This is a genomic window from Burkholderia pyrrocinia, from assembly GCF_001028665.1.
GTDB classification, from domain to species: domain Bacteria; phylum Pseudomonadota; class Gammaproteobacteria; order Burkholderiales; family Burkholderiaceae; genus Burkholderia; species Burkholderia pyrrocinia.
Genome location: NZ_CP011503.1, coordinates 3,560,446 through 3,584,103 on the forward strand (window position 1 = coordinate 3,560,446; position 23,658 = coordinate 3,584,103).

At 67.5% G+C, this 23,658-nt stretch carries 15 protein-coding genes and 3 pseudogenes; 6 read left to right on the forward strand and 12 right to left on the reverse strand.

Annotated elements, in window-relative coordinates:
* Positions 1-2: 2 nt before the first annotated feature.
* The 7 genes from ABD05_RS16260 to rpsB all read right to left on the reverse strand — a co-directional run bounded on the left by ABD05_RS16260 (position 3) and on the right by rpsB (position 6,166).
* Positions 3-1,199, reverse strand: coding sequence for a 1-deoxy-D-xylulose-5-phosphate reductoisomerase (locus ABD05_RS16260; RefSeq protein WP_047901005.1), 1,197 nt, complete (start codon positions 1,197-1,199; stop codon positions 3-5).
* A 15-nt stretch (positions 1,200-1,214) separates the two neighbouring features.
* A complete protein-coding gene (locus ABD05_RS16265) occupies positions 1,215-2,036 on the reverse strand; it encodes a phosphatidate cytidylyltransferase (protein WP_047901006.1) in 822 nt (273 codons plus the stop codon).
* Positions 2,030-2,812 carry a polyprenyl diphosphate synthase gene (gene uppS, locus ABD05_RS16270; protein ID WP_006478494.1) on the reverse strand — a complete coding sequence of 261 codons (783 nt, stop codon included), beginning with the start codon at positions 2,810-2,812 and terminating at the stop codon, positions 2,030-2,032. Before uppS ends, ABD05_RS16265 begins: the two co-directional genes overlap by 7 nt.
* 47 nt (positions 2,813-2,859) lie before the next feature.
* Positions 2,860-3,420, reverse strand: a complete 561-nt coding sequence (gene frr, locus ABD05_RS16275; protein WP_047901007.1) for a ribosome recycling factor — start codon at positions 3,418-3,420, stop codon at positions 2,860-2,862.
* 91 nt (positions 3,421-3,511) lie between these two features.
* Positions 3,512-4,225: a UMP kinase gene (gene pyrH / locus ABD05_RS16280; RefSeq protein WP_006402648.1), complete on the reverse strand. Its 714-nt coding sequence runs from the start codon at positions 4,223-4,225 to the stop codon at positions 3,512-3,514.
* Positions 4,226-4,381: 156 nt separating this feature from the next.
* A complete protein-coding gene (gene tsf, locus ABD05_RS16285) occupies positions 4,382-5,263 on the reverse strand; it encodes a translation elongation factor Ts (RefSeq protein WP_047901008.1) in 882 nt (293 codons plus the stop codon).
* A 162-nt stretch (positions 5,264-5,425) separates the two neighbouring features.
* On the reverse strand, positions 5,426-6,166 hold the full coding sequence (rpsB, locus tag ABD05_RS16290) for a 30S ribosomal protein S2 (RefSeq protein WP_011352461.1): 741 nt from the start codon (positions 6,164-6,166) through the stop codon (positions 5,426-5,428).
* A gap of 379 nt (positions 6,167-6,545) precedes the next feature.
* Here rpsB and map point away from each other — a divergent pair, with 379 nt between their 5' ends.
* Genes map through ABD05_RS36220 form a run of 3 tightly spaced genes read left to right on the forward strand, consistent with a single transcriptional unit; the run spans position 6,546 to position 11,970 of the window.
* Positions 6,546-7,361 (forward strand): type I methionyl aminopeptidase, encoded by an 816-nt coding sequence (gene map, locus ABD05_RS16295; RefSeq protein WP_047901009.1) that lies wholly within the window; start codon positions 6,546-6,548, stop codon positions 7,359-7,361.
* 45 nt (positions 7,362-7,406) lie between these two features.
* Positions 7,407-9,983: a [protein-PII] uridylyltransferase gene (locus ABD05_RS16300; RefSeq protein ID WP_047901010.1), complete on the forward strand. Its 2,577-nt coding sequence runs from the start codon at positions 7,407-7,409 to the stop codon at positions 9,981-9,983.
* Between the two features lie 16 nt (positions 9,984-9,999).
* Entirely contained in the window at positions 10,000-11,970 is a 1,971-nt protein-coding gene (locus ABD05_RS36220) for a pseudouridine synthase (RefSeq protein WP_082146116.1), read from the forward strand.
* Positions 11,971-12,076: 106 nt separating this feature from the next.
* Here the strand turns inward: ABD05_RS36220 and def are convergent, their stop codons facing one another.
* From def to ABD05_RS16330, 5 genes are all read right to left on the reverse strand, one after another.
* Positions 12,077-12,610 (reverse strand): peptide deformylase, encoded by a 534-nt coding sequence (gene def, locus ABD05_RS16310; RefSeq protein ID WP_047898413.1) that lies wholly within the window; start codon positions 12,608-12,610, stop codon positions 12,077-12,079.
* A complete protein-coding gene (gene ligA, locus ABD05_RS16315; RefSeq protein WP_047898414.1) occupies positions 12,607-14,682 on the reverse strand; it encodes an NAD-dependent DNA ligase LigA in 2,076 nt (691 codons plus the stop codon). Before ligA ends, def begins: the two co-directional genes overlap by 4 nt.
* Positions 14,683-14,848: 166 nt before the next feature.
* On the reverse strand, positions 14,849-16,114 hold the full coding sequence (locus ABD05_RS16320) for a cell division protein ZipA C-terminal FtsZ-binding domain-containing protein (RefSeq protein ID WP_047898415.1): 1,266 nt from the start codon (positions 16,112-16,114) through the stop codon (positions 14,849-14,851).
* A gap of 85 nt (positions 16,115-16,199) precedes the next feature.
* Positions 16,200-19,712, reverse strand: a complete 3,513-nt coding sequence (smc, locus tag ABD05_RS16325; protein ID WP_047898416.1) for a chromosome segregation protein SMC — start codon at positions 19,710-19,712, stop codon at positions 16,200-16,202.
* Between the two features lie 139 nt (positions 19,713-19,851).
* Positions 19,852-20,793, reverse strand: a complete 942-nt coding sequence (locus ABD05_RS16330; RefSeq protein ID WP_047898417.1) for a DMT family transporter — start codon at positions 20,791-20,793, stop codon at positions 19,852-19,854.
* A 159-nt stretch (positions 20,794-20,952) separates the two neighbouring features.
* Between ABD05_RS16330 and dapC the strand changes: the two are divergent.
* From dapC to ABD05_RS16345, 3 pseudogenes are all read left to right on the forward strand, one after another.
* Positions 20,953-22,188 (forward strand): annotated as a pseudogene (gene dapC, locus ABD05_RS16335) (succinyldiaminopimelate transaminase).
* A 44-nt stretch (positions 22,189-22,232) separates the two neighbouring features.
* Positions 22,233-23,062 (forward strand): annotated as a pseudogene (dapD, locus tag ABD05_RS16340) (2,3,4,5-tetrahydropyridine-2,6-dicarboxylate N-succinyltransferase).
* Positions 23,062-23,428, forward strand: a pseudogene (locus ABD05_RS16345) (arsenate reductase). Before dapD ends, ABD05_RS16345 begins: the two co-directional pseudogenes overlap by 1 nt.
* Positions 23,429-23,658: the final 230 nt, after the last annotated feature.

Here is a 23,658-nt window from a genome sequence, read left to right on the forward strand (position 1 = left end):
ATTCAGACAGCGCGCTCCACGCGTGGCGCAGGCGCTTTCGCAATAATCGCGGCGGCGAGGCGGCGAGCCTCGGCATCCGCCGCCAGGACATCGTCGAGCCCGTCGGGCGCACGGTTCGGCAGCGCGTTGAGCACTGCGTCGACCGTCGCCGCGATCGCCATGAAGCCGATCCGGCGCTCGAGAAACGCTTCGACCGCGACTTCGTTCGCCGCGTTCAATGCGGCGCTCGCGATGCCGCCTTCCTCAAGCGCCTTCAGCGCAAGCGCGAGGCACGGGAAGCGCGCGTAATCGGGCTTCTCGAACGACAACTGCGCGATCTGCGCGAGGTCGAGCTGGTCGACACCCGCATCGACGCGATCGGGGAACGCAAGCGCGTGCGCGATCGGCGTGCGCATGTCGGGGTTGCCGAGCTGCGCGAGCACCGAGCCGTCGCGGTACGACACGAGCGAGTGGATCACGCTTTGCGGATGGATCAGCACGTCGATCCGGTCGCCCGGCAGCCCGAAGATCCAGTGCGCCTCGATCACCTCGAGACCCTTGTTCATCATCGTCGCGGAATCGACCGAGATCTTGCGGCCCATCACCCAGTTCGGGTGCTTGCACGCCTCGTCCGGCGTCACGTCGACGAGCGTGGCCGGCTCGCGCGTACGGAACGGGCCGCCCGATGCGGTCAGGATGATCTTCGAGATCCCGCCATGCTCGGCCGCGTCGCGCGGCATGCACTGGAAAATCGCGTTGTGCTCGCTGTCGACCGGCAGCAGGATCGCGCCATGGTCGCGCACGGCGTCCATGAAGATCGCGCCCGACATCACGAGCGCTTCCTTGTTCGCAAGCAGGATCCGCTTGCCGGCACGCGCGGCCGCGAGGCTCGGCGCCAGGCCGGCCGCGCCGACGATCGCCGCGACCACCGTGTCGCAGCCGTCGCTCTTCGACACGTCGACGAGCGCCTGCGGCCCGTGCAGCGCGGTCGTCTTGCTGCCCGCCGCGCGCAGTTTCGCGTCGACGTGCGCGGCTGTCGCGGCATCGCCGACCACCGCCACTTCAGGCGCGAAGCGCAGACACTGCTCGACGAGCTTGTCGCCGTTGCGGTGCGCGGTCAGCGCGTAGACCGAGAATCGTTCGGGGTGGCGCGCGACCACGTCGAGCGTGCTGTCTCCGATCGAGCCCGTGGAACCGAGCAATGTCAGACGTTTTTGCATAACAGGAATAGTGGTTTAACCAAGCAGCAGCATCGCGAGCGGCAGCACCGGCAGCAGCGCGTCGACACGGTCGAGCACGCCGCCATGGCCGGGCAGCAGTCCGCTCGAATCCTTCACACCGGCCTGCCGCTTCAGCAGCGACTCGAACAGGTCGCCGATCACGCTGTACGCGACCAGCAGCGTCAGCGCGGCCCACGCACCGGGCATTCCGTAGTGCACGGCGAATGCGGAAAACAGGGTCGGCTCGAACACATGCGCGGCCATCGCGACACCGGCGACGACCATCACCGCAAGCCAGCCGCCGATCGCGCCTTCCCAGCTCTTGCCGGGACTGATCGTAATGGCCAGTTTACGCTTTCCGAAGGCCTTGCCCGCGAAGTATGCACCGATATCGGCCAGCCAGACGACCAGTAGCAGCGACAGCACGAACGGCACGCCCTGCGCGCGCGCCGCGACGAGCGCATGCCAGCAGGCCGCGAACACGATCAGCCCGGCCGCCAGCAGGAACGGCCGCCAGACCCCGCCCGAGAGTTCGGGCTTGCGCCGCAGTGCGAACGGGCCGACCAGCAGCCAGAACACGCCGGCCGCCATGAAAAGGGGACGGGATGCAGCCGCATCGATGCCGAGCGGCATGGTGGCCGCCAGCGCGAGCGCCGCGACGACCGCATAGACGACCGCGCCGGCGCCACCGAGCTTCAGCAGGCGCGCCCACTCCCACGCGGCAAACACGAGCACGACGCCGATCAGCGCGCCGAACGCGGCGAGCGGCGCGAACAGCGTCACCGGCAGCAGCACTGCCAGCATCACGAGCGCCGTGATCACACGGGTCTTCAGCATGAAAGGGAGTCGGCGTTCTGCGATTGCGGCTCGAGCTGCGCGCTCGTGCGCCCGAAACGGCGCTCACGCTCGGTATACGACGCCATCGCGTCGGCCAGCGCCGCGCCGTCGAAATCCGGCCAGTATTTGTCGGTGAAATAGAATTCGGCGTACGCGAGCTGCCACAGCAGGAAGTTGCTGACGCGCTGCTCGCCGCCTGTACGGATGAAGAGATCGGGCTCCGGCGCATAGGCCATCGCCAGGTGCGGCGCGAATGCGTCCTCGGTCACTTCGACCTCGCGACCCTCGCGCACGGCCTGCTCGACGAGCTTCTTCGTCGCCTGCAGGATGTCCCACCGGCCGCCGTAGTTGGCAGCGATGGTGAGCGTAAGACGGGTGTTGCGCGCCGTCTTGGTTTCGGCGCGGCGAATCAGTTCGCGGATGCGCGGCTCGAAGCGATCGAGATCGCCGACGACACGCAGGCGGATCCCGTTCGCATGCAGCTTGCCCACCTCGCGCTCGAGCGCGGTGATGAAGAGCCGCATCAGGAACGACACTTCGTCGTTCGGCCGGCGCCAGTTTTCCGAACTGAACGCGAACAGCGTCAGGTATTCGACGCCGGCGCGCGCACAGCCTTCGACCACCGCCCGCACGGCATCGACGCCGCGGGTATGCCCCGCGACGCGCGGCAAGCGGCGTTCGGTGGCCCAACGGCCGTTGCCGTCCATGATGATCGCGATGTGACGCGGCACGACGCCGACGTCAGGCACGCGAACGGTAGAGCTGGTATAGGTCATGGCCGTTGAGACAGTTGCGGGAAGAAGGCGGCGCGCGAGGACGGTCGTCAGACCGTCATGATCTCGGCTTCCTTGGTCTGCACGAGCTTGTCGATTTCGGCGACGTGCTTGTCGGTCAGCTTCTGCACGTCGTCGCTCGCACGGCGCTCGTCGTCTTCCGAGATTTCCTTGTCCTTCACGAGCTTCTTGAGCGCTTCGTTCGCGTCGCGGCGCAGGTTGCGGATCGCGACCTTGGCCGTTTCGCCTTCGCTCTTGACGACCTTGGTCAGTTCGCGGCGGCGCTCTTCCGTCAGTGCGGGCATCGGCACGCGGATCAGGTCGCCGGACGTTGCCGGGTTCAGGCCGAGATCGGCTTCGCGAATGGCCTTCTCGACCTTCGCGACCATCGGCTTTTCCCACGGCTGCACACCGATCGTGCGTGCGTCGACGAGCGTCATGTTGGCAACCTGCGAGATCGGCACCATCGACCCGTAATAGTCGACCTGCACGTGATCGAGCATGCCGGTGTGCGCACGGCCCGTACGGATCTTCGCCAGATCGCTCTTGAATGCATCGATCGAGCGCTGCATCTTCTGCTCGACGCCCTTCTTGGTATCAGCGACACTCATTTCAACCTCCGAACCTTCAAACCTTCAAAAAACGCGGGCGCTGCCCGGCGCGACACGCACACCTGGGCCGACGACCCGCATCCGCGGGAGTTTACACGTGGACGAGCGTACCTTCGTCCTCGCCCAGCACGATGCGCTTGAGCGCGCCCGGCTTGTTGATCGAAAACACGCGAATCGGCAGCTTCTGGTCGCGGCACAGCGCAAAGGCCGTCGCGTCCATCACCTGCAGGTTGCGGCTGATCGCCTCGTCGAAGCTGATCGTCGTGTAGCGCGTGGCCGACGGATCCTTCTTCGGATCGGCAGAATATACGCCATCGACCTTGGTCGCCTTCAGTACGACCTCGGCGCCCACTTCCGAGCCGCGCAGTGCCGCGGCGGTGTCCGTCGTGAAGAACGGGTTGCCGGTGCCTGCCGCGAAGATCACGACGCGGCCTTCCTCGAGCTGGCGGATCGCGCGGGGCCGAATGTACGGCTCGACGACCTGGTCCATCCGCAGCGCGGACTGCACGCGCGCCTCGATGCCGGCGTGGCGCATCGCGTCCTGCAGCGCCAGCGCGTTCATCATCGTCGCGAGCATCCCCATGTAGTCGGCCGTCGCACGGTCCATGCCGGCTGCGCCGCCCGCGACACCGCGGAAAATATTACCGCCACCGATCACGACCGCGAGCTGCGTACCGAGACGTACGACTTCGGCGATATCGGCCACCATCCGTTCGATCGTCGCGCGATTGATGCCAAAGGCGTCGTCGCCCATCAGCGCTTCGCCGGAGAGTTTGAGGAGGACGCGTTTATAGGCATTGGACATAGGGGCTTCCGAGCGACGAGAGGATGACAACCACGAACTGTAGGGGCGAAATACTGATTCGGGCAAGCGCCGACGGTCGGACCGGGGTTCCCGGCCGGCCGGCGGCGCCGCCGGCCGCGGCGGAGCGGACGCCCGCCGCGGATACTGCCTGACTGCTTACTGCTGCTTTGCTGCTGCGACTTGCGCGGCCACTTCGGCGGCGAAGTCGTCCTGGCGCTTCTCGATGCCTTCGCCGACGACGAACAGTGCGAACTTTTGCACTGCGGAATCCGCTGCCTTCAGCATCTGCTCGATCGTCTGCTTGTCGTTCTTCACGAACGTCTGGTTCAGCAGCGACACTTCCTTCAGGTACTTCTGGACGCTGCCGTCGACCATCTTCGCGACGATCTCGGCCGGCTTGCCCGATTCCGCAGCCTTCTGCTCGGCCACGCGGCGTTCCGTCTCGATCAGCTCGGCCGGCACGCCGGCCGACGACAGCGCGACCGGCTTCATTGCCGCGATGTGCATCGCGACGTCCTTGCCGACCTGCTCTTCCGCACCCGTGTACTCGACGATCACGCCGATACGCGCGCCGTGCAGGTACGTTGCGATCTTGTTCGCGGTTTCGAAGCGGACGAAACGGCGGATCGACACGTTCTCGCCGATCTTGCCGATCAGCTCCAGACGCACTGCGTCGACCGTCTTGCCGTCGAGCGGCAGCGCCGACAGCGCGGCCACGTCGGCCGGGTTCTGCGTCGCGACGAGTTCGGCGACCGTCTTCGAGAATGCGAGGAAGTCGTCGTTCTTCGCGACGAAGTCGGTTTCGCAGTTCAGTTCGACCAGCGCGCCTGCGTTGCCGCCGACGAACGATGCGACGACGCCTTCGGCCGTCACGCGCGATGCCGCCTTGCTCGCCTTGTTGCCGAGCTTGACGCGCAGCAGCTCTTCAGCCTTGGCCAGATCGCCGTCGGCTTCCGTCAGCGCCTTCTTGCACTCCATCATCGGTGCGTCGGTCTTTGCGCGCAGTTCTGCCACCATGCTTGCGGTAATTGCCGCCATCATTCGCTCCTTGAGTCTGTATTCACAACGCCGCCCGCTTGGACGCGAACGGCCGAGATTCGTTTCCGGACCCGCGCCGATTCGGCGCGATCAGGTCCGGCGCACAAGCTTAAAAAAAGGGGGCCTGTTGAGAGCCCCCTTTTTGCGCCGGCTCGGGGCCAGTTACGCGTTTTCCTCGACGTACTCGTCGTCGCCGCGCGCTGCCTGGACCACTTCGTTGACCGCGTTCGCACGGCCTTCCAGGATCGCGTCCGCCACGCCTTCCGCGTACAGCGCGACTGCCTTGCTCGAGTCGTCGTTACCCGGGATCACGTAGTCCACACCTTCCGGCGAGTGGTTCGTGTCGACCACGGCGATGACCGGCACGCCCAGCTTGTTCGCTTCCGTGACGGCAATCTTGTGGTAGCCGACGTCGACGACGAAGATCGCGTCCGGAATGCCGCCCATGTCCTTCACGCCGCCGATCGACTTCTGCAGCTTGGCGATTTCACGTTCGAACAGCAGCGCTTCCTTCTTGCTCATCTTCTCGGTTTCGCCCGATTCGACGGCCGCTTCCATGTCCTTCAGGCGCTTGATCGACACCTTCAGCGTCTTGAAGTTGGTCATCATGCCGCCGAGCCAGCGTGCATTGACGTACGGCATGCCTGCGCGCTGCGCTTCCTGGGCGATCGTGTCGCGCGACTGGCGCTTCGTGCCGACGAACAGGATCGTGCCGCGGTTCGCTGCCAGCTGGCGCACGTACTTCTGTGCGTCCGTGAACATCGGCAGCGTCTTTTCGAGGTTGATGATGTGAATCTTGTTGCGGTGACCGAAAATGAACGGTGCCATCTTCGGGTTCCAGAAGCGCGTCTGGTGACCGAAGTGGACACCCGCTTCCAGCATTTGGCGCATCGTAACTGCCATGTGAATTCTCCACGAGGGTTGGGTCTTAAGCCGGCTGCCGTACCGCCGCGCGAACCTGCCCCGAAAGGAACCTGATTCCACGCGATCGGCACCCTGGTTGCGCCGGCTTGCGATTCGGCACGTGCAAAACGCCCGTGCCGTAAGCCTTTCACCGCGATGCCGCCCCAAGACGGGGCAAACTCGGCATTTGGATGTCGACTTAGCCAAAGAGTATAGCACGCCGACTTGTCGACTCTCAAGTCGCGCACCACTTTCGCCAGCCGTGCGGCAGTCGGCCGGACAATCGGCGAAAACCCGCATCCGCGCGGCCGGCAGGGGCTGCGAGGCCCGCCATAAGGTGCGATAATCCATCAATTCACCGCATTCCAGGCATACCTCGATGGCTATTACGCTCAAAAACGAACACGACATCGCCGAGATGCGCGTCGCCTGCCGTCTCGCGAGCGAAGTGCTCGACTTCATCACGCCGCACGTCGTCGCGGGCATCACGACCGCCGAACTCGATCGCCTCTGCCACGAGTTCATGCTCAACGAACAGGGCACGATCCCCGCGCCGCTGAACTACCAGCCGCCCGGCTATCCGCCGTACCCGAAGGCCACCTGCATTTCGGTCAACGACGTGATCTGCCACGGCATTCCCGGCGAGAAGGTGATCAAGAACGGCGACGCGCTGAACATCGACGTCACCGTGATCAAGAACGGCTACTTCGGCGACACGAGCCGGATGTTCATCGTCGGCGAGGGCTCGATCCTCGCGAGGCGCCTCGTGCAGACCACCTACGAGTGCATGTGGCTCGGCATCGACCAGGTCAAGCCCGGCGCGCACCTCGGCGACATCGGCTACGCGATCCAGAAGCATGCGGAAGCGCAGGGCTACAGCGTCGTGCGCGAATACTGCGGCCACGGCATCGGCACGGTGTTCCACGAGGATCCGCAGGTCGTCCACTACGGCCGTCCGGGCACGGGCATCGAACTGAAGCCCGGGATGATCTTCACGATCGAGCCGATGATCAACGCCGGCAAGCGCGACATCCGCACGATGCCCGACCAGTGGACGGTCAAGACGCGCGACCGCAGCCTGTCCGCGCAGTGGGAGCATACGGTGCTCGTCACCGAAACCGGCTACGACGTGCTGACCGTGTCGGCCGGCACGCCGGCGCGCCCCGTGTTCGCGCAACCGGCCGCCGCAGTCTGAGCGCCGTCGCGCCAGCCCGCCCCGCCCCCACCTGAACGGCCGCCCATGAGCGCTCACGCCGCCCCCTCGCCCGAAACGCTGTCGCGGCGCGCCGAATTCAAGGCCGCCAAAGCCGACATGCTCGAGCGCTTTCGCCGCGCGACGAACGTCGCGTCGCTGATGCACGCGCAGTCGAAACTCACCGACGACGCACTGAAGCGCGTGTGGGACGATTGCGGGCTGCCGGCGACGCTCGCGCTCGTCGCCGTCGGCGGCTACGGGCGCGGCGAGCTCGCCCCCTATTCCGACGTCGACATCCTCGTGCTGCTGCCCGATGCGCACGACCCGGCGCTCGATCCGCGCATCGAACGCTTCATCGGGATGGCGTGGGATCTCGGCCTCGAGATCGGCAGCAGCGTGCGCACGGTCGCGCAGTGCATCGAGGAGGCGTCGCAGGACGTCACGGTGCAAACCTCGCTGCTGGAAGCGCGCCGCATCGTCGGCAGCACCGCGCTGTTCGAGCGCTTCACGGTGCGCTACCACGAGGCGCTCGACGCCCGCGCGTTCTTCACCGCGAAGGTGCTCGAGATGCGCCAGCGCCACGCGAAGTTCCAGGACACGCCGTACAGCCTCGAACCGAACGTGAAGGAAAGCCCCGGCGGGCTGCGCGACCTGCAGACGATCCTGTGGATCGCGCGTGCGGCAGGCTTCGGCAGCAGCTGGCGCGAGCTCGACACGCGCGGCCTCATCACCGATCGCGAAGCGCGCGAGCTGCGCCGCAACGAAGGCTTCCTGAAGACGCTGCGCGCGCGGCTGCACGTGATCGCCGGCCGCCGCCAGGACATGCTCGTCTTCGACCTGCAGACGCAGGCCGCCGAGAGCTTCGGCTACCAGCCGACGCAGGCCAAGCGCGCGAGCGAGCAGCTGATGCGCCGCTATTACTGGGCCGCGAAAGCCGTCACGCAGCTCGCGACGATCCTGATCCAGAACATCGAGGCACAGCTCTTCCCCGCGACGAGCGGCATCACGCGCGTGCTGTCGCCCAATCGCTTCGTCGAGAAGCAGGGGATGCTCGAGATCGTCGACGACGGCGTGTTCGAACGCCATCCCGATGCGATCCTCGAAGCGTTCTTGCTGTACGAAACGACCCGCGGCGTGAAGGGCCTGTCCGCACGCACGCTGCGCGCGCTGTACAACTCGCGCGAAATCATGAACAACGCGTGGCGCCGCGATCCGCAGAACCGCGACACGTTCATGCGGATCCTGCAGCAGCCCGAAGGAATCACGCACGCGTTCCGGCTGATGAACCAGACGAGCGTGCTCGGCCGCTACCTGCTGAACTTCCGCCGCATCGTCGGCCAGATGCAGCACGACCTGTACCACGTGTACACGGTCGACCAGCACATCCTGATGGTGTTGCGCAACATCCGCCGCTTCGCGGTCGCCGAGCATGCGCACGAATACCCGTTCTGCAGCCAGTTGATCGGCAACTTCGAGCGCCCGTGGGTGCTGTATGTCGCGGCGCTGTTCCACGACATCGCGAAGGGCCGCGGCGGCGACCACTCGACGCTCGGGATGGCCGACGCGCGACGCTTCTGCCGCGAACACGGAATCGCCGGCGACGACGCGGCGCTGATCGTGTGGCTCGTCCAGCATCACCTGACGATGAGCCAGGTCGCGCAGAAGCAGGACACGAGCGACCCCGAAGTCATCAAGCGCTTCGCCGAACTCGTCGGCAACGAACGGCGCCTCACCGCGCTCTACCTTCTGACCGTCGCCGATATCCGCGGCACGAGCCCGAAGGTGTGGAACACGTGGAAGGGCAAGCTGCTCGAGGATCTGTACCGCATCACGCTCGCGGTGCTCGGCGGCGCGAACCCCGATGCACACTCCGAGTTGAAGTCGCGGCAGGAACAGGCGCTCGCGCTGCTGCGCCTCGAGACCGTGCCCGACGACGCGCACCGCGCGCTGTGGGATCAACTCGACGTCGGCTTCTTCCTGCGTCACGATGCGGCCGACATCGCATGGCAGACACGTGTGCTGTACCGGCACGTGAACGCCGAAACCGCGATCGTCCGCGCGCGGCCGTCGCCGATCGGCGACGCGCTGCAGGTGCTCGTGTACGTGAAGGATCGCCCCGACCTGTTCGCGGGCATCTGCGCGTATTTCGACCGCAACGGGCTGTCGGTGCTCGACGCGCGCGTCAGCACGACGCGGCACGGTTATGCGCTCGACAACTTCATCGTCACGCAGACCGAACGCGACGTGCGGTACCGCGACATCGCGAATCTCGTCGAACAGCAGCTCGCGACGCGGCTCGCCGAAACCGCACCGCTGCCGGAGCCGTCCAAGGGCCGCCTGTCGAGGCTGTCGCGGACGTTTCCGATCACGCCGCGCGTCGACCTGCGGGCCGACGAGCGCGGCCAGTACTACATCCTGTCCGTGTCCGCCAACGACCGGCCGGGCCTTCTCTATTCGATCGCGCGCGTACTCGCCGAGCATCGGATCGGCGTCCATGCGGCGCGGATCAATACGCTCGGCGAACGCGTCGAGGACATCTTCCTGCTCGCGGGCGCCGGCTTGTCCGACAACCGCCTGCAGATCCAGCTCGAAACCGAATTGCTGCGCGCGATCGCAGTCTGAATGAATCCCAGCGTTTATGCGCACCAAATTGACCGTCAAGAATCCGCGGCCGGCGTCGCCGACCCGCGCACCCGTCCGCTCCGGCAGCCACGTTGCCCGCAAGGCGGTGCGCCCCGCTGCGCCGCCCGCGGGAGACAAGCCGGCCCGCCCGAAGAAGGCGTCCCCGGCTGCCGGCGGCGAACGCACGTTCAAGCCGCGCGGCGCCGCGGGCGCCGAGCGCCCGGGCGCGGATCGCGCAACGGCCAAGCGCGCGCCACGTGACGGCGGTGCCGAACGCGGCTATCGCGGCGCTGACGGCAAGCCCGACTCGCGCCCGCCCCGTCGCAGCGACGCCGATGCGCGGCCGCGCCGCGCGGGTGCCGAAGGCGGCGCGCGTGCGCCCTATCGCGACAAGACCGCCGGCGAAGGCGCGAAGCGCAGCTTCGGCGACCGCCGTCCGTCGTCCGACCGCCCGCCCCGTCGCAGCGATGACGACGCACGGCCCCGTCGTGCAGGTGCCGAAGGCGGCACGCGCGCGCCTTATCGCGACAACGCAACGGGCGAAGGGGCGAAACGCAGCTTCGGCGATCGCCGCACGTCGTCCGACCGCCCGCCCCGTCGCAGCGATGACGACGCACGGCCGCGCCGCGCAGGTGCCGAAGGCGGCGCACGCGCACCCTATCGCGACAAGGCAGCCGGCGAAGGGGCGAAACGCAGCTTCGATGACCGCCGTCCGTCGTCCGACCGCCCGGCCCGTCGCAGCGACGACGATGCACGTCCGCGCCGCGCAGGCGCTGACGACGTCAAGCGCACGCCCTATCGCGACAAGGCTGCAAGCGAAGGCGCGAAGCGCAGCTTCGGCGACCGCCGTCCGCCGTCCGACCGCCCGGCCCGCCGCAGCGACGACGATGCACGTCCGCGCCGCGCAGGCGCTGACGACGGCAAGCGCGCACCCTATCGCGACAAAGCCGCCGGCGAAGGCGCGAAGCGCAGCTTCGGCGACCGCCGTCCGTCGTCCGATCGCCCGGCCCGCCGCAACGACGACGATGCACGTCCGCGCCGCGCAGGCGCTGACGACGTCAAGCGCACGCCCTATCGCGACAAGGCTGCAAGCGAAGGCGCGAAGCGCAGCTTCGGCGACCGCCCGGCTCGCCCCGCACGCGACGGCGAACGCCGCTCGCCCGGCGCGGGCCTGAAGACCGCGCAACCCGTCAAGCGCCAGGCTGCGGACACCGATTACGGTGACGAAACGGGCCTGATGCGCCTGTCGAAGCGGATGTCCGAGCTCGGCATGTGCTCGCGCCGCGAAGCCGACGAATGGATCGAAAAGGGCTGGGTGCTCGTCGACGGCGAACGCATCGACACGCTCGGCACCAAGGTGCGCGCCGACCAGAAGATCGAGATCGACGAGCGAGCGAGCGCCGCGCAGGCCGCGCAGGTGACGATCCTGCTGCACAAGCCGGTCGGCTATGTGTCGGGTCAGGCGGAAGACGGCTACGAGCCCGCTGCCGTGCTGATCACGCGCGGGAACCACTGGAGCGGCGACCATTCGCCGCTGCGCTTCTCGCCGCAGCACCTGCACGCGCTCGCGCCGGCCGGCCGGCTCGACATCGATTCGACCGGCCTGCTCGTGCTGACGCAGAACGGCGTGATCGCGAAGCAGTTGATCGGCGAGCAATCGGACATCGACAAGGAGTACCTGGTGCGCGTGCGCTTCGGCGAACGGCTCCTCGACATCGACCAGCACTTCCCCGCGGAATCGCTCGCTAAGCTGCGCCACGGCCTCGAACTCGACGGCGTCGCGCTGAAGCCCGCGATGGTGAGCTGGCAGAACGGCGAGCAACTGCGCTTCGTGCTGCGCGAAGGCAAGAAGCGCCAGATCCGCCGCATGTGCGAACTGGTCGGTCTCGACGTGATCGGCCTCAAGCGCGTGCGGATGGGCCGCGTGATGCTCGGCGCGCTGCCGCAGGGGCAATGGCGCTACCTGTCGGCCGACGAGACGTTCTGACCGCGGGCACGCCCTATGTGCCCCGCAATGAAAAAGCCCGCGCAAGCGGGCTTTTTTGTTTCCGGCGGGCGGCGCGAAACCGGACGCCTGCCGCCCCGCGTGCCGGTCAGTCGTCTCCCGCCGGATCGAGCCCCGGGAACAGCACCTCGGTGAAGCCGAAGCGCGTGAAGTCGGTGATCCGCATCGGATACAGCTTGCCGATCAGGTGATCGTATTCATGCTGGACCACGCGCGCGTGAAAACCGTCGGCGACGCGATCGATCTTCGCGCCGAACTGGTCGAAGCCGCTGTAGCGCACCTTCGCGTAGCGGCTGACGACGCCACGCATGCCCGGCACCGACAGGCAGCCTTCCCAGCCCTCTTCCATGTCCGGCGGCACGAATTCGATCTTCGGGTTGATCAGCACGGTCTCGGGCACCGGCGGCGCATCCGGGTAGCGGTTGTTGTTGCCGAAGCCGAAAATGATGATCTGCAGCCCGATGCCGATCTGCGGCGCGGCCAGCCCGGCGCCGTTCGCGTGGTGCATCGTCTCGAACATGTCCGCGACCATCTCGTGCAGTTCGGGTGTGTCGAACCGCTCGACCGGTTTGGCGACTTCGAGCAGGCGCGGATCGCCCATCCTCAGGATCTCGCGAATCATGGCGTATTGCCCTCCAGGAGTTGGTGCAGACCGTCTTCGTCCAGCACGGGGATGCCGAGTTCCTCGGCCTTCACGAGCTTGCTGCCGGCTTCGGCGCCCGCGACCACGTAATCCGTCTTCTTCGATACCGAGCCGGCGACCTTCGCGCCCGCCGCTTCGAGCATCTCCTTTGCCGCATCGCGCGTGAGCGTCGGCAGCGTGCCCGTCAGCACGACGGTCTTGCCGGCCAGCACGCCCTGCGGCGCCTTCGGCGCGGGCGGCCCTTCGGGCCACGTCACCTTGCCCGGCGCGCGCAACTGCTCGATCACGGTCCGGTTGTGCTCTTCCGCGAAGAACTGGTGAAGCGACTCGGCGACGATCGGCCCGACGTCGTTGACTTCGAGCAGCTCGTCGATCGACGCGTCCATGATCGGCGTCAGCGAGCCGAAGTGCTTCGCGAGATCCTTCGCGGTCGATTCGCCGACATGGCGGATGCCGAGCCCGTAGATGAAGCGCGCGAGCGTCGTGTGCTTCGCCTTCTCGAGCGAGTCGAGCAAATTCTGTGCGGACTTCTCGGCGAACCGGTCGAGCTCGGCAAGCGTCGCGAACCCGAGATTGAACAGGTCGGCCGGCGTGCGCACGAGATTCAGGTCGACGAGCTGGTCGATGATCTTCTCGCCGAGCCCGTCGATGTCGAGCGCGCGGCGCTGCGCGAAGTGCCACAGCGCCTGCTTGCGCTGCGCCGGGCAGAACAGGCCGCCGGTGCAGCGCGCGATCGCCTCGTCCGGCAGGCGCTCGATCTTCGAGCCGCACACCGGGCATTCGGTCGGCATCACGAATTCGGCTGCATCGTCCGGACGCCGGTCGAGCAGCGCGCCGACCACCTCGGGGATCACGTCGCCCGCGCGTCGCACGATCACGGTATCGCCGATCCGGATGTCCTTGCGGCGCACCTCGTCCTCGTTGTGCAGCGTCGCGTTGGTCACGGTCGCGCCGCCGACGAACACGGGATCGAGGCGCGCGACCGGCGTGATCGCGCCGGTGCGGCCGACCTGCACGTCGATCGCGACGAGCTTCGTCAGCGCTTCCTGCGCGGGGAACTTGTGCGCGAGCGCGAAGCGCGGCGCGCGCGACACGAAGCCGAGGCGCTCCTGCTCGTCGCGCCGATTGACCTTGTAGACGACGCCGTCGATGTCGTACGGCAGCGACTCGCGCTTCTCGCCGATCTTGCCGAAGAAGCCGAGCAATCCGCCGGCGCCGTGCACGACCGCGCGCTCGCGGTTCACCGGCAGGCCGAGCGCTTCGTACCAGTCGAGCAGCGCGCTGTGCGTGTCGGGCATCGGCATCCCGTCGAGCACGCCGATTCCGTATGCGAAGAACGACAGCGGACGCTGCGCGGTGATCTTCGAGTCGAGCTGGCGCAGGCTGCCGGCCGCCGCGTTGCGCGGGTTCGCGAATTCGCGCTGCTCGGCCGCGCGCTGGCGTTCGTTCAGGCGTGCGAAATCGCGCTTGAACATCAGCACCTCGCCGCGCACGTCGAGCACGGCCGGCACGTTCTCGCCCTTCAGCTTCAGCGGGATCGACCGGATCGTGCGCACGTTCGCGGTCACGTCCTCGCCCGTCGTGCCGTCGCCGCGCGTCGACGCCTGCACGAACACGCCGCGCTCGTAGCGCAGCGAGATCGCGAGGCCGTCGAACTTGAGCTCGCACGCGTATTCGACGGGCTCCGTCACCGAGCCGGCGAGATCGGTCGTCTTGTCGAGCGCATCGGCGACGCGCTTGTCGAACGCGGCGATGTCCTCGTCGGCGAAACCGTTGTTCAGCGACAGCATCGGCGCGTCGTGGACGACCGGCGTGAAGCCGCCGGCCGCTTCGCCGCCGACGCGCTGCGTCGGCGAATCGGGCGTCACGAGATCGGGATGGTCGGTTTCGAGCTGCTGCAGTTCGCGAAACAGCCGGTCGTATTCGGCGTCGGGCAGATCCGGCTGGTCGAGCACGTAGTAGGCGTAGTTCGCCCGCTCGAGTTGGTCGCGCAGCCACGCGGCGCGCGCGTCGGGCTGGCTGGCTGGCGGTTCGGCTTGGGTTCGGGCCATGCTGGCGGCAGATTCGTTCTGTGAAAATCGGATGCCCGATTATCTCAGTTTGACGCCGCGGCGGGGCGTGCAATGCACGCCGGATGACCGTGCTGCAGCGCACACGAAAAGGCGTGCGCGGCAGCGGCGAACGACGGTGCCCAGGCCCGCCGTCCACGCCATCGCGTTACTGGCTGAAGAGGCGGCGCGTGACCGGCGAACCAGCCGGAATGCCGGCTTCCTCGAGCTTCGCGTACAGCTTCATCAACTGCTGCTCGATCGCGAGCAGCGTCGACTCCGGCAGCGGCCGGCGCGAATCGTCGACGACCCGTGCACCGATCCGCTCGGACAGCGACTTCGCGTAGTCGCACATCAGCCGGAACGGCAGGATGTCCTCTTCGGCGACCGGCACGTCGAGCACCAGCGTGATCATGTTGCCGCCCTTGTACGTGAGGTCGTCGCGCAGGAAATTCGTGTCGCCGAACTGCAGCATGAACACGGGGTTCTGCTTCGCGTCGAGCTTCACGAAACGCGTGCCGTCGCGCGACAGCAGCAGCCCGTCCTGCGACGCGACAGCCTGAATGTAGTTCGCCGACCACGGCGCGCCGTCCGACATCACGTTGATCGACAGCTGCGCATCGCACTGCGCGGCAAAGGCATCGAGTTCGCGCGCCATCGCCACCGTCTCCATCATGTCCGGGAATTCCGGCGCGCCGTCGATCGTGTCGGCGAACTGCTGGACGCCCGTCACGAATTCGGAGAATTCGAGCTCGTTCAGCGCGCCGCTGCGGTTCGCGAGCTGCGCGGCCGCGCGCAGTTCTTCGTAGCGCACGCCGTTCTGCAGCAGTTCCCACTGGCCGCCTTCCGGCTTGCCTTCGATGTGCACGGGCTTGCTGCCCGCGCGGCGCAGCCGCTGCGCGGCCGGCAGGATCTTGTCGCCCGGCAGCGGCCCAGCGAGGCGGATCGGCACGATGCAGTCGATCCGGCGATCGACGATCGCGGGCGGCGCCGACGAGATCGTCGTCGCGGCCGGCAGCACGGGCTCGGCAGGTTCGGCGGCCGCTTCGTGCACGACGGCAGGCACTGCTTCTTCACCGGCGGCCGGTTCGGTCGATTCGGACGACAGGTCGACGCCGGTCGCCTCGGCCTGCAGATCGGCCGGCATGTCCGCAGGCGCGGCCCCGCCGAACGTCGGCTCGACGCGCGCGGCCTCGGCCGGCGCGGCGGACGCCGCGACCGGTGCCGCGGGCTCGCGGCGCACCGGCTGACGCACCGGTTCGATGAACGGCAACTCTTCGTCGCGCTCGGGGCGGCTCATCGCCTCGGCCGCTTCTTCCGGCATCGGCCGCGGCATCCTGCGCCGCACCTTCGCGCCCTGCCATGCGTTGTAGACCACGACGCCGCCCACCACGACGGCGCCCGCGCCGATCAAACCGAGTGTCAACTCGTCCATGCACGCTCCATCAGCAATTCTTTTTCATCGGAACCGCGAACGGGCGCCCATGCGCCGCGCGAACGCGGTCCGGTTTCGTCAAACATCAATTCTGGGCAAAACCCGCTGCGGTTTCCATGTCCACCGCAACGATCCGCGACACGCCCTGCTCCTGCATCGTCACGCCGATCAGCTGCTGCGCCATCTCCATCGCGATCTTGTTGTGCGAGATGAACAGGAACTGCGTCTTGTCGGACATCGCGCGCACGAGATTCGCGAAACGTTCGGTGTTCGCGTCGTCGAGCGGCGCGTCGACCTCGTCGAGCAGACAGAACGGCGCCGGGTTCAACTGGAACATCGCGAACACCAGCGCGGTCGCGGTCAGCGCCTTCTCGCCGCCGGACAGCAGGTGAATCGTCGCGTTCTTCTTGCCGGGCGGCTGCGCCATCACCTGCACGCCGGCATCGAGGATCTCGTCGCCCGTCATGATCAGCTTCGCCTGGCCGCCGCCGAACAGGCGCGGGAACAGGTCGCTGAAGTGGCGGTTGACCTCGTCGAAGGTACCCTGCAGCAGCGTGCGGGTTTCCTGGTCGATCTTGTGGATCGCGTCCTCGAGCGTCGTGATCGCATCGATCAGGTCGGCCGACTGCGCGTCGAGGAACACCTTGCGCTCGCTCGCGGCCTTCAGCTCGTCGAGCGCGGCCATGTTCACCGGGCCGAGCGCGTTGATCGCGTTGTTGAGCCGCGTGACCTCGCCCTGCAGGTACGACGGTTTCAGATCCGGCGTCAGCTTCTCGCTCAGCGCGGCCTCGTCGACCTCGGCCGTCGCGAGCTGCTCGGCGAACTGCTCGACGGCCAGGCGCGCAGCCTGCTCTTTCAGCTGCAGTTCGGTGATGCGGTCGCGCAGCGGCTGCAGCGAACGCTCAGCGACGAGACGCTGCTCGTCCGACGCGCGCAGCTTCGCGGTCAGGTCGTCGAGCTCGATCCGCGCGGCCTGCAGCGCCTCTTCCTTCACCGCGCGAATCTCGAGCGCGTCCTGCAGGCCCGTGTGCGCGGTCTGTTCGTTGATCGTCTCGAGCTCGGCACGCGCGTCTTCCAGCGATGCGGCGACGCGCTCGCTCTGCTCGTGCGCGACCTGGATGCTGCGCTTGAGCTCGTCGATCCGGGTCACCGCGTTGCGTGCGGCGAAGCGCGCGTCGTTCGCGCCGCGCTCCAGGTCACGTGCCTCCTGACGCGCCTGCGTCAGCGATTCGTCGAGCGATTCGAACGCGAGCTGGTTGTCTTCGAAGCGCGCCTGCAGCTCCGCGAGTTCGCCGTCGAAGCGCTCGAAATTCGCTTCCGACTCGGCACGCAGCGCGCGCTGTTCTTCGATCTGCGCGCCGATTTCCTCGAGTTCCTCGCGGATCTGCGTGCTGCGCTGCGTATAACGCTCGTGTGCCTGCGCAAGCTTCAGCACATCCATCTGCAGCGCGTGCACACGCTGCGTCGCACGCTCGGCCTGCGCGCGCACGTCGCCGAGCGCCTGCGTGGCCTGCGTGTGCGCGGCTTCCGCGCGTACCGCGGCCGTGCGCGCCTCGTCGGCGAGCAGCGCCTGCGCACGCACCTGGCGCGTCAGGTTTTCGATTTCCTGCTGGCGGGCCAGCATCCCGGACTGCTCCGAATCCGCCGCGTACAACTGCACGCCGACGCGCGTAACGATATGGCCGGCCTTGACGACGAACGCACCGCCTGCCGGCAGTTGCGTGCGGGTCGCAAGCGCCTGCGCGACGTCGTCGGCGACATACACGTTGCCGAGCCAGTCGTTCAGCACCGCGCGAATGCCCGCGTCGTCGATGCGCACGAGCGACAGCACCGGACGCAGCCCGGCCACCGCCGCAGGCGGTTCGCCGGCCGCGGGCGGCGCGTAGAACGCGAGCTTCGCGGGCGGTGCATCGGTCGCAAACGCCTTCACCCAGTCGAGATTCGACACTTCGAGCGCAGCGAGGCGCTCGCGCAGCACGGCTTCGAGCGCCGCTTCCCAGCCCGCCTCGACGTGCAGCTTCTTCCACAGGCGCGGCAGCGCGCCGAGCTCGTGCTTGTCGAGCCAGGGCTGCACCTTGCCCTCGGTCTGCACGTTTTCCTGAAGCTGCTTCAGTGCGGCGAGGCGCGCCTCGAGCTGGTGAATCTGCGCGCCTTCGGCCTGCACGCGCTCCTGCGCGGCACGGCGTTCGCCGTCGAGGCGCGGCACCGTTTCCTGCGCGTCGGCGAGACGCGCCTGCGCTTCGGCGAGGATTTCTTCCTGCTCGGCAAGCTGCATGCGCAACTCCTCGAGCTGCGCCTCGTCCGGTGCGTCGAGCCCGCCCGCTTCGCTCTTCAGGCGCTCATGGCGCTGCTGAAGCTGCTGGAGCTGCTGGTCGGCGTTGCGCTGGTGCGCGGCTTCGAGCTTCAGCGACTGTTCGGTCTGCGCGATCCGCGCGCGCTCGTCGTTGAGCTGCGCCTGCGCGTCGCGCCACTTCGCCTCGAGCGCCGGCAGCGCGTCGTGCTTCGCGGCTGCGTTGTCCTCGGCGAGCGCGGCCTTCTCGTCGGCCATCGCGCGTGCCTCTTCGGCTTCCTCGAGCTCGTCCTGCGACTTCTCGGCCTGCGCGCGCCATTGCTCGCGCTGCGCGTTCAGCGCGGCGATCTGCGCCTGCACGCGATTGCGCGATTCGACGATGAACTTGATCTCGGCTTCGAGGCGGCTCACCTCGGCATTCGCCTCGTAAAGCGAACCCTGCGCGCCCTGCATCGCGTCGCTCGCGGCGTAATGCGCGACGCGCAGCGTCTCGAGCTGCGACTCGACCTCGCGCAGCTTCGCCGTCTGCGCCTCGAGGTCGATCTGCGCCTGCTCGATCGCGCGCTGCTGCTTCTGCTGCTCGCCGGCGGCCTCGTTCTTGCGCAGCAGCCACAACAGGCGCTGCTTCTCCTCGCCGTCGGCGACGAGTTCCTTGTACTTGTTCGCGACGACGGCCTGCGCCTCGAGCTTCTCGAGGTTCGCGCCGAGTTCGCGGACGATGTCCTCGACGCGCGTCAGGTTCTCGCGCGTGTCGTGCAGGCGGTTCTCGGTTTCGCGGCGGCGTTCCTTGTACTTCGACACGCCCGCGGCTTCCTCGAGGAACACGCGCAGCTCTTCCGGCTTCGCCTCGATGATCCGCGCGATCATGCCCTGCCCGATGATCGCGTACGCACGCGGCCCGAGGCCGGTGCCGAGGAAGATGTCCTGGATGTCGCGGCGGCGTGCCGGCAGGTTGTTGATGTAGTAGCTCGACGTGCCGTCGCGCGTCAGCACGCGCTTCACGGCGATTTCGCCGTACTGGCCCCACTGCCCGGCCGCGCGGCCGTCGGAGTTGTCGAAGATCAGCTCGACGCTTGCCCGGCTGCCGGGCTTGCGTGCGGTCGAGCCGTTGAAGATCACGTCCTGCATCGATTCGCCGCGCAGCTCGGAGGCGCGCGACTCGCCGAGCACCCAGCGCACGGCGTCGATGATGTTGGACTTGCCGCACCCGTTCGGGCCCACCACGCCGACAAGCTGGCCCGGAACCTGGAAATGCGTGGGATCGACGAAGGATTTGAAGCCAGCGAGTTTGATCGAGCTCAGACGCACGGCGGTATCGGATGTGAAGAAGGTGTGAAACGGACGGGGCCGCGCTGCGCGGGGCCGGACGACCCATGCGCGCGACGCGCCCCGGAATTCAAAAGCGGGGCCGCGCGCATACAGCGTTGGGCCCCGCAAACGGCTTCCATCATACCATCGCGCGTGCGCCGTCCCGACCGTCGCCGGGTTTGCCCGGTGCCGGTGCGGCACGATGGACCCGGCTGGACAGCAGCGTCGCCAGCACGATGCACACGCCGCCCGCCCACTCGCGCGCGGTCGGCAGCTCGCTCGCGAACACCCACGCCGACAGCGCGGTGATCACGATCTCGAACAGCATGATGATCGACGCGCGGTTCGCGGGCACGCGCGCAAGACCGTATTGCACGAGCAGGTTGTTGGCCGCCATCGTCACGCCGATCGCGGCGATGATCAACGCGGCGACGCCGAGCTGGCCGCCCGCCGGCGCGGCCGGCAGCCCTTCGAACAGCGACGCGATCGCGCCGAACACCGCCGCGCCGCCGAACAGCGTCGCGGTGCGCATCTCCGCGCGCATCCCGGGCAGCTCGCGGCTCGCCTTGATCACGAGCACGTTGCTCATCGCGAAGCTCAGCCCGGCCGCGAGGCCGGCCCATTCGGCCGGGTTGGCCGGCAGCGGCAAGCCGAGCTTCGGCGACCACAGCATCAGCATCGCGCCGCCGATCGACAGCGCCGCCAGCCCCGCGCCGGCCCAGGTCAGCCGTTCGCGCAGCAGGAAGTGCGCGTAGATCGCGGTCCATGCAGGGGTCAGGTAGAACAGCAGCATCACGCGCAGCACCTCGCCGTGGATCGTGCCCCATACGAAACCGAGGTTCGTCACGCCGGCCGTGACCGCGATGCCCGGCAGCACCCAGTGCCAGCGCAGCGTCGCGATCGTGCGGTGCCGCGTGACGATCACGAACAGGAACGCGACGACGCTCGTCAGCGCGCTCGCCAGCGTGCCCGTCACGCCGAGCGACGCGAGGATCCGCAGCGGATACCAGATCAGGCCCCATACCGATGCGCCGATCAGGATGGCCAGCGTCGGCAGGCTGCCGCGTACCGCGTTATTCATTTGGTTCGATACCCTTTATTCCACCGGCCCGGCCGCCGTTCCGGCGGGCCGTGACCGCATTCCGTCACGCTATAATCATTCGTTGCGACCCGCGCGCCGTCGGCGCCCGTTCGCAGCCGCGCGGCACGTCCGCCGCTTCTTTCGCTCCAACCGGCCGCGATGGCCGCTTCGCCCGTGAACCCTCGACTCGACTCGCTCCAGCCCTATCCCTTCGAAAAGCTGCGCGCCCTGTTCAAGGACGTGACGCCCTCCGGCGACCTCAAACCGATCAGCTTCGGCATCGGCGAGCCCAAGCATCCGACCCCGGCGCTGATCCGCGACGCCGTGGTGGCCGCACTCGACGGCCTCGCGTCGTACCCGGCCACCGCCGGCTCGGACGCGCTGCGCACGTCGATCGCGCACTGGCTCGAGCGCCGCTACGGGCTGCCGGCCGATCGATCCGGCCACGCAGGTGCTGCCCGTGTCGGGGTCGCGCGAGGCGCTGTTCTCGCTCGCGCAAACCGTCATCGACGCGCACCCGTCCGGGCACGGCGAGAAGGCGATCGTACTCTGTCCGAATCCCTTCTATCAAATTTACGAAGGCGCGGCGCTGCTGGCCGGTGCCGAACCCTATTTCGCGAACAGCGACCCGGCCCGCAATTTCGCGTGCGACTACGCAGCCGTGCCCGACGACGTCTGGGCGCGTACGCAACTGCTGTACGTGTGCTCGCCGGGCAACCCGACGGGCGCCGTACTGACGCTCGACGACTGGCGCGAGCTGTTCGCGCTGTCCGACCGCCACGGTTTCGTGATCGCGTCCGACGAGTGCTATTCGGAGATCTATTTCGACGAAGCGGCGCCGCCGCTCGGCGGCCTCGAGGCCGCGCACCGCCTCGGCCGCGGCTTCGAGCGCCTCGTGATGCTGTCGAGCCTGTCGAAGCGCTCGAACGTGCCAGGCATGCCGCTCGGGCTTCGTCGCCGGCGACGCGGCGCTGCTGAAGAAATTCCTGCTGTACCGCACGTACCATGGCGCCGCGCTGTCGCCGGTCTGGCAGCACGCGAGCATCGCCGCGTGGAACGACGAGGCGCACGTGCGCGAGAACCGCGCGCTGTACCTGCAGAAGTTCAATACGGTCACGCCGATGCTCGCCGACGTGATCGACGTGAAGCTGCCCGACGCCGCGTTCTACCTGTGGGCCAACGTGTCCGCGTACCGGGCTGTCGGACACCGAGTTCGCCCGCCGCCTGTACGCCGACTATAATGTGACGGTTCTGCCCGGCTCGTACCTGGCGCGCGATGCGCACGGTACCAACCCGGGCCGCGATTTCATCCGGATCGCGCTCGTCGCGGGCACCCCCGAATGCGTCGAGGGCGCGCAACGCATCGTCGATTTCTGCCGTTCTCTCGCGCGGTAATCGTCCATCCCGATCAATTCCATCCATCTCCTGCGAAAACGAACATGTCGCAACAACTTCAGCAAATCATCGATACCGCCTGGGAAAACCGCGCCGAGCTGTCGCCGAAGGCCGCGCCCGCCGACGTCCGCGAGGCCGTCGCTCACGCGATCGAGCAGCTCGACCGTGGCGCACTGCGCGTCGCCGAGAAAATCGACGGCAACTGGACCGTGCACCAGTGGCTGAAGAAGGCCGTGCTGCTGTCGTTCCGCCTGGAGGACAAACACGCCGATGCCGGCCGGCGGCTACTCGCAGTTCTACGACAAGGTGCCGTCGAAGTTCGCGGAACTACACGGCTGAAGACTTCGCCGCGGGCGGCTTCCGCGTCGTCCCGCCGGCCATCGCGCGCCGCGGCTCGTTCATCGCGAAGAACGTCGTGCTGATGCCGTCGTACACCAACATCGGCGCCTACGTCGACGAAGGCACGATGGTCGACACGTGGGCAACGGTCGGTTCGTGCGCGCAGATCGGCAAGAACGTGCACCTGTCGGGCGGCGTCGGCATCGGCGGCGTGCTCGAACCGCTGCAGGCGAACCCGGTCATCATCGAAGACAACTGCTTCATCGGCGCGCGCTCGGAAGTCGTCGAAGGCGTGATCGTCGAGGAAAACTCGGTGATCTCGATGGGCGTGTACCTCGGCCAGAGCACGAAGATCTACGACCGCGAGACGGGCGAGGTCAGCTACGGCCGCATCCCGGCCGGCTCGGTCGTCGTCGCCGGCAACCTGCCGTCGAAGGATGGTTCGCACAGCCTGTACTGCGCGGTGATCGTCAAGAAGGTCGACGCGAAGACCCGCGCGAAGGTCGGCCTGAACGAGCTGCTGCGAGGCGACTGATGGCAAAGCCGCACACCGTGGTCGTCTACGGCATTCCGAACTGCGACACCGTGAAGAAGGCCCGCGTGTGGCTCGACGATCACGGCGTCGAATTCGAGTTCCACGATTTCAAGAAGCTCGGCGTCAGCGCGCCGCTGCTTGAAAACTGGCTGAAGGACGTGTCGCTCGACGCGCTCGTGAACAAGCGCGGCACCACGTGCGCGGCCTGGACGACGCGATGAAGGCGGCCGCCGAAACGAAGACCGGTGCGGTCGCGCTGATGATCCACAAGCCGTCGGTCATCAAGCGCCCGTGCTCGTCGTCAACGGCCGCGTGAAATCGCTCGGCTTCGCATCCGATCAATACGCGGCGCGGTTTGCCGCATAGGGCTGCCCGCGCTGCGCCTCGTCTTGTCGCTGCCGGCCACCGTGCCGGCATTTTTTATCGAAAGTGGTCCGAACCATGTCCGCCACCCTAGCCCTTACCGAACAGTTGATCGCCCGCGCGTCCGTGACGCCCGACGACCAGCATTGCCAGCAGATCATGACCGGGCGCCTCACCGCGCTCGGCTTCGAATGCGAGACCATCGCGTCGCACGGCGTGACCAACCTGTGGGC

Bases quoted from the DNA above. Each gene is read 5' to 3' on its own strand.
- ABD05_RS16260 (WP_047901005.1), bottom strand. From the start codon at position 1,199: ATGCAAAAACGTCTGACATTGCTCGGTTCCACGGGCTCGATCGGAGAC.
- ABD05_RS16265 (WP_047901006.1), bottom strand. From the start codon at position 2,036: ATGCTGAAGACCCGTGTGATCACGGCGCTCGTGATGCTGGCAGTGCTG.
- uppS (WP_006478494.1), bottom strand. From the start codon at position 2,812: ATGACCTATACCAGCTCTACCGTTCGCGTGCCTGACGTCGGCGTCGTG.
- frr (WP_047901007.1), bottom strand. From the start codon at position 3,420: ATGAGTGTCGCTGATACCAAGAAGGGCGTCGAGCAGAAGATGCAGCGC.
- pyrH (WP_006402648.1), bottom strand. From the start codon at position 4,225: ATGTCCAATGCCTATAAACGCGTCCTCCTCAAACTCTCCGGCGAAGCG.
- tsf (WP_047901008.1), bottom strand. From the start codon at position 5,263: ATGGCGGCAATTACCGCAAGCATGGTGGCAGAACTGCGCGCAAAGACC.
- rpsB (WP_011352461.1), bottom strand. From the start codon at position 6,166: ATGGCAGTTACGATGCGCCAAATGCTGGAAGCGGGTGTCCACTTCGGT.
- map (WP_047901009.1), top strand. From the start codon at position 6,546: ATGGCTATTACGCTCAAAAACGAACACGACATCGCCGAGATGCGCGTC.
- ABD05_RS16300 (WP_047901010.1), top strand. From the start codon at position 7,407: ATGAGCGCTCACGCCGCCCCCTCGCCCGAAACGCTGTCGCGGCGCGCC.
- ABD05_RS36220 (WP_082146116.1), top strand. From the start codon at position 10,000: ATGCGCACCAAATTGACCGTCAAGAATCCGCGGCCGGCGTCGCCGACC.
- def (WP_047898413.1), bottom strand. From the start codon at position 12,610: ATGATTCGCGAGATCCTGAGGATGGGCGATCCGCGCCTGCTCGAAGTC.
- ligA (WP_047898414.1), bottom strand. From the start codon at position 14,682: ATGGCCCGAACCCAAGCCGAACCGCCAGCCAGCCAGCCCGACGCGCGC.
- ABD05_RS16320 (WP_047898415.1), bottom strand. From the start codon at position 16,114: ATGGACGAGTTGACACTCGGTTTGATCGGCGCGGGCGCCGTCGTGGTG.
- ABD05_RS16330 (WP_047898417.1), bottom strand. From the start codon at position 20,793: ATGAATAACGCGGTACGCGGCAGCCTGCCGACGCTGGCCATCCTGATC.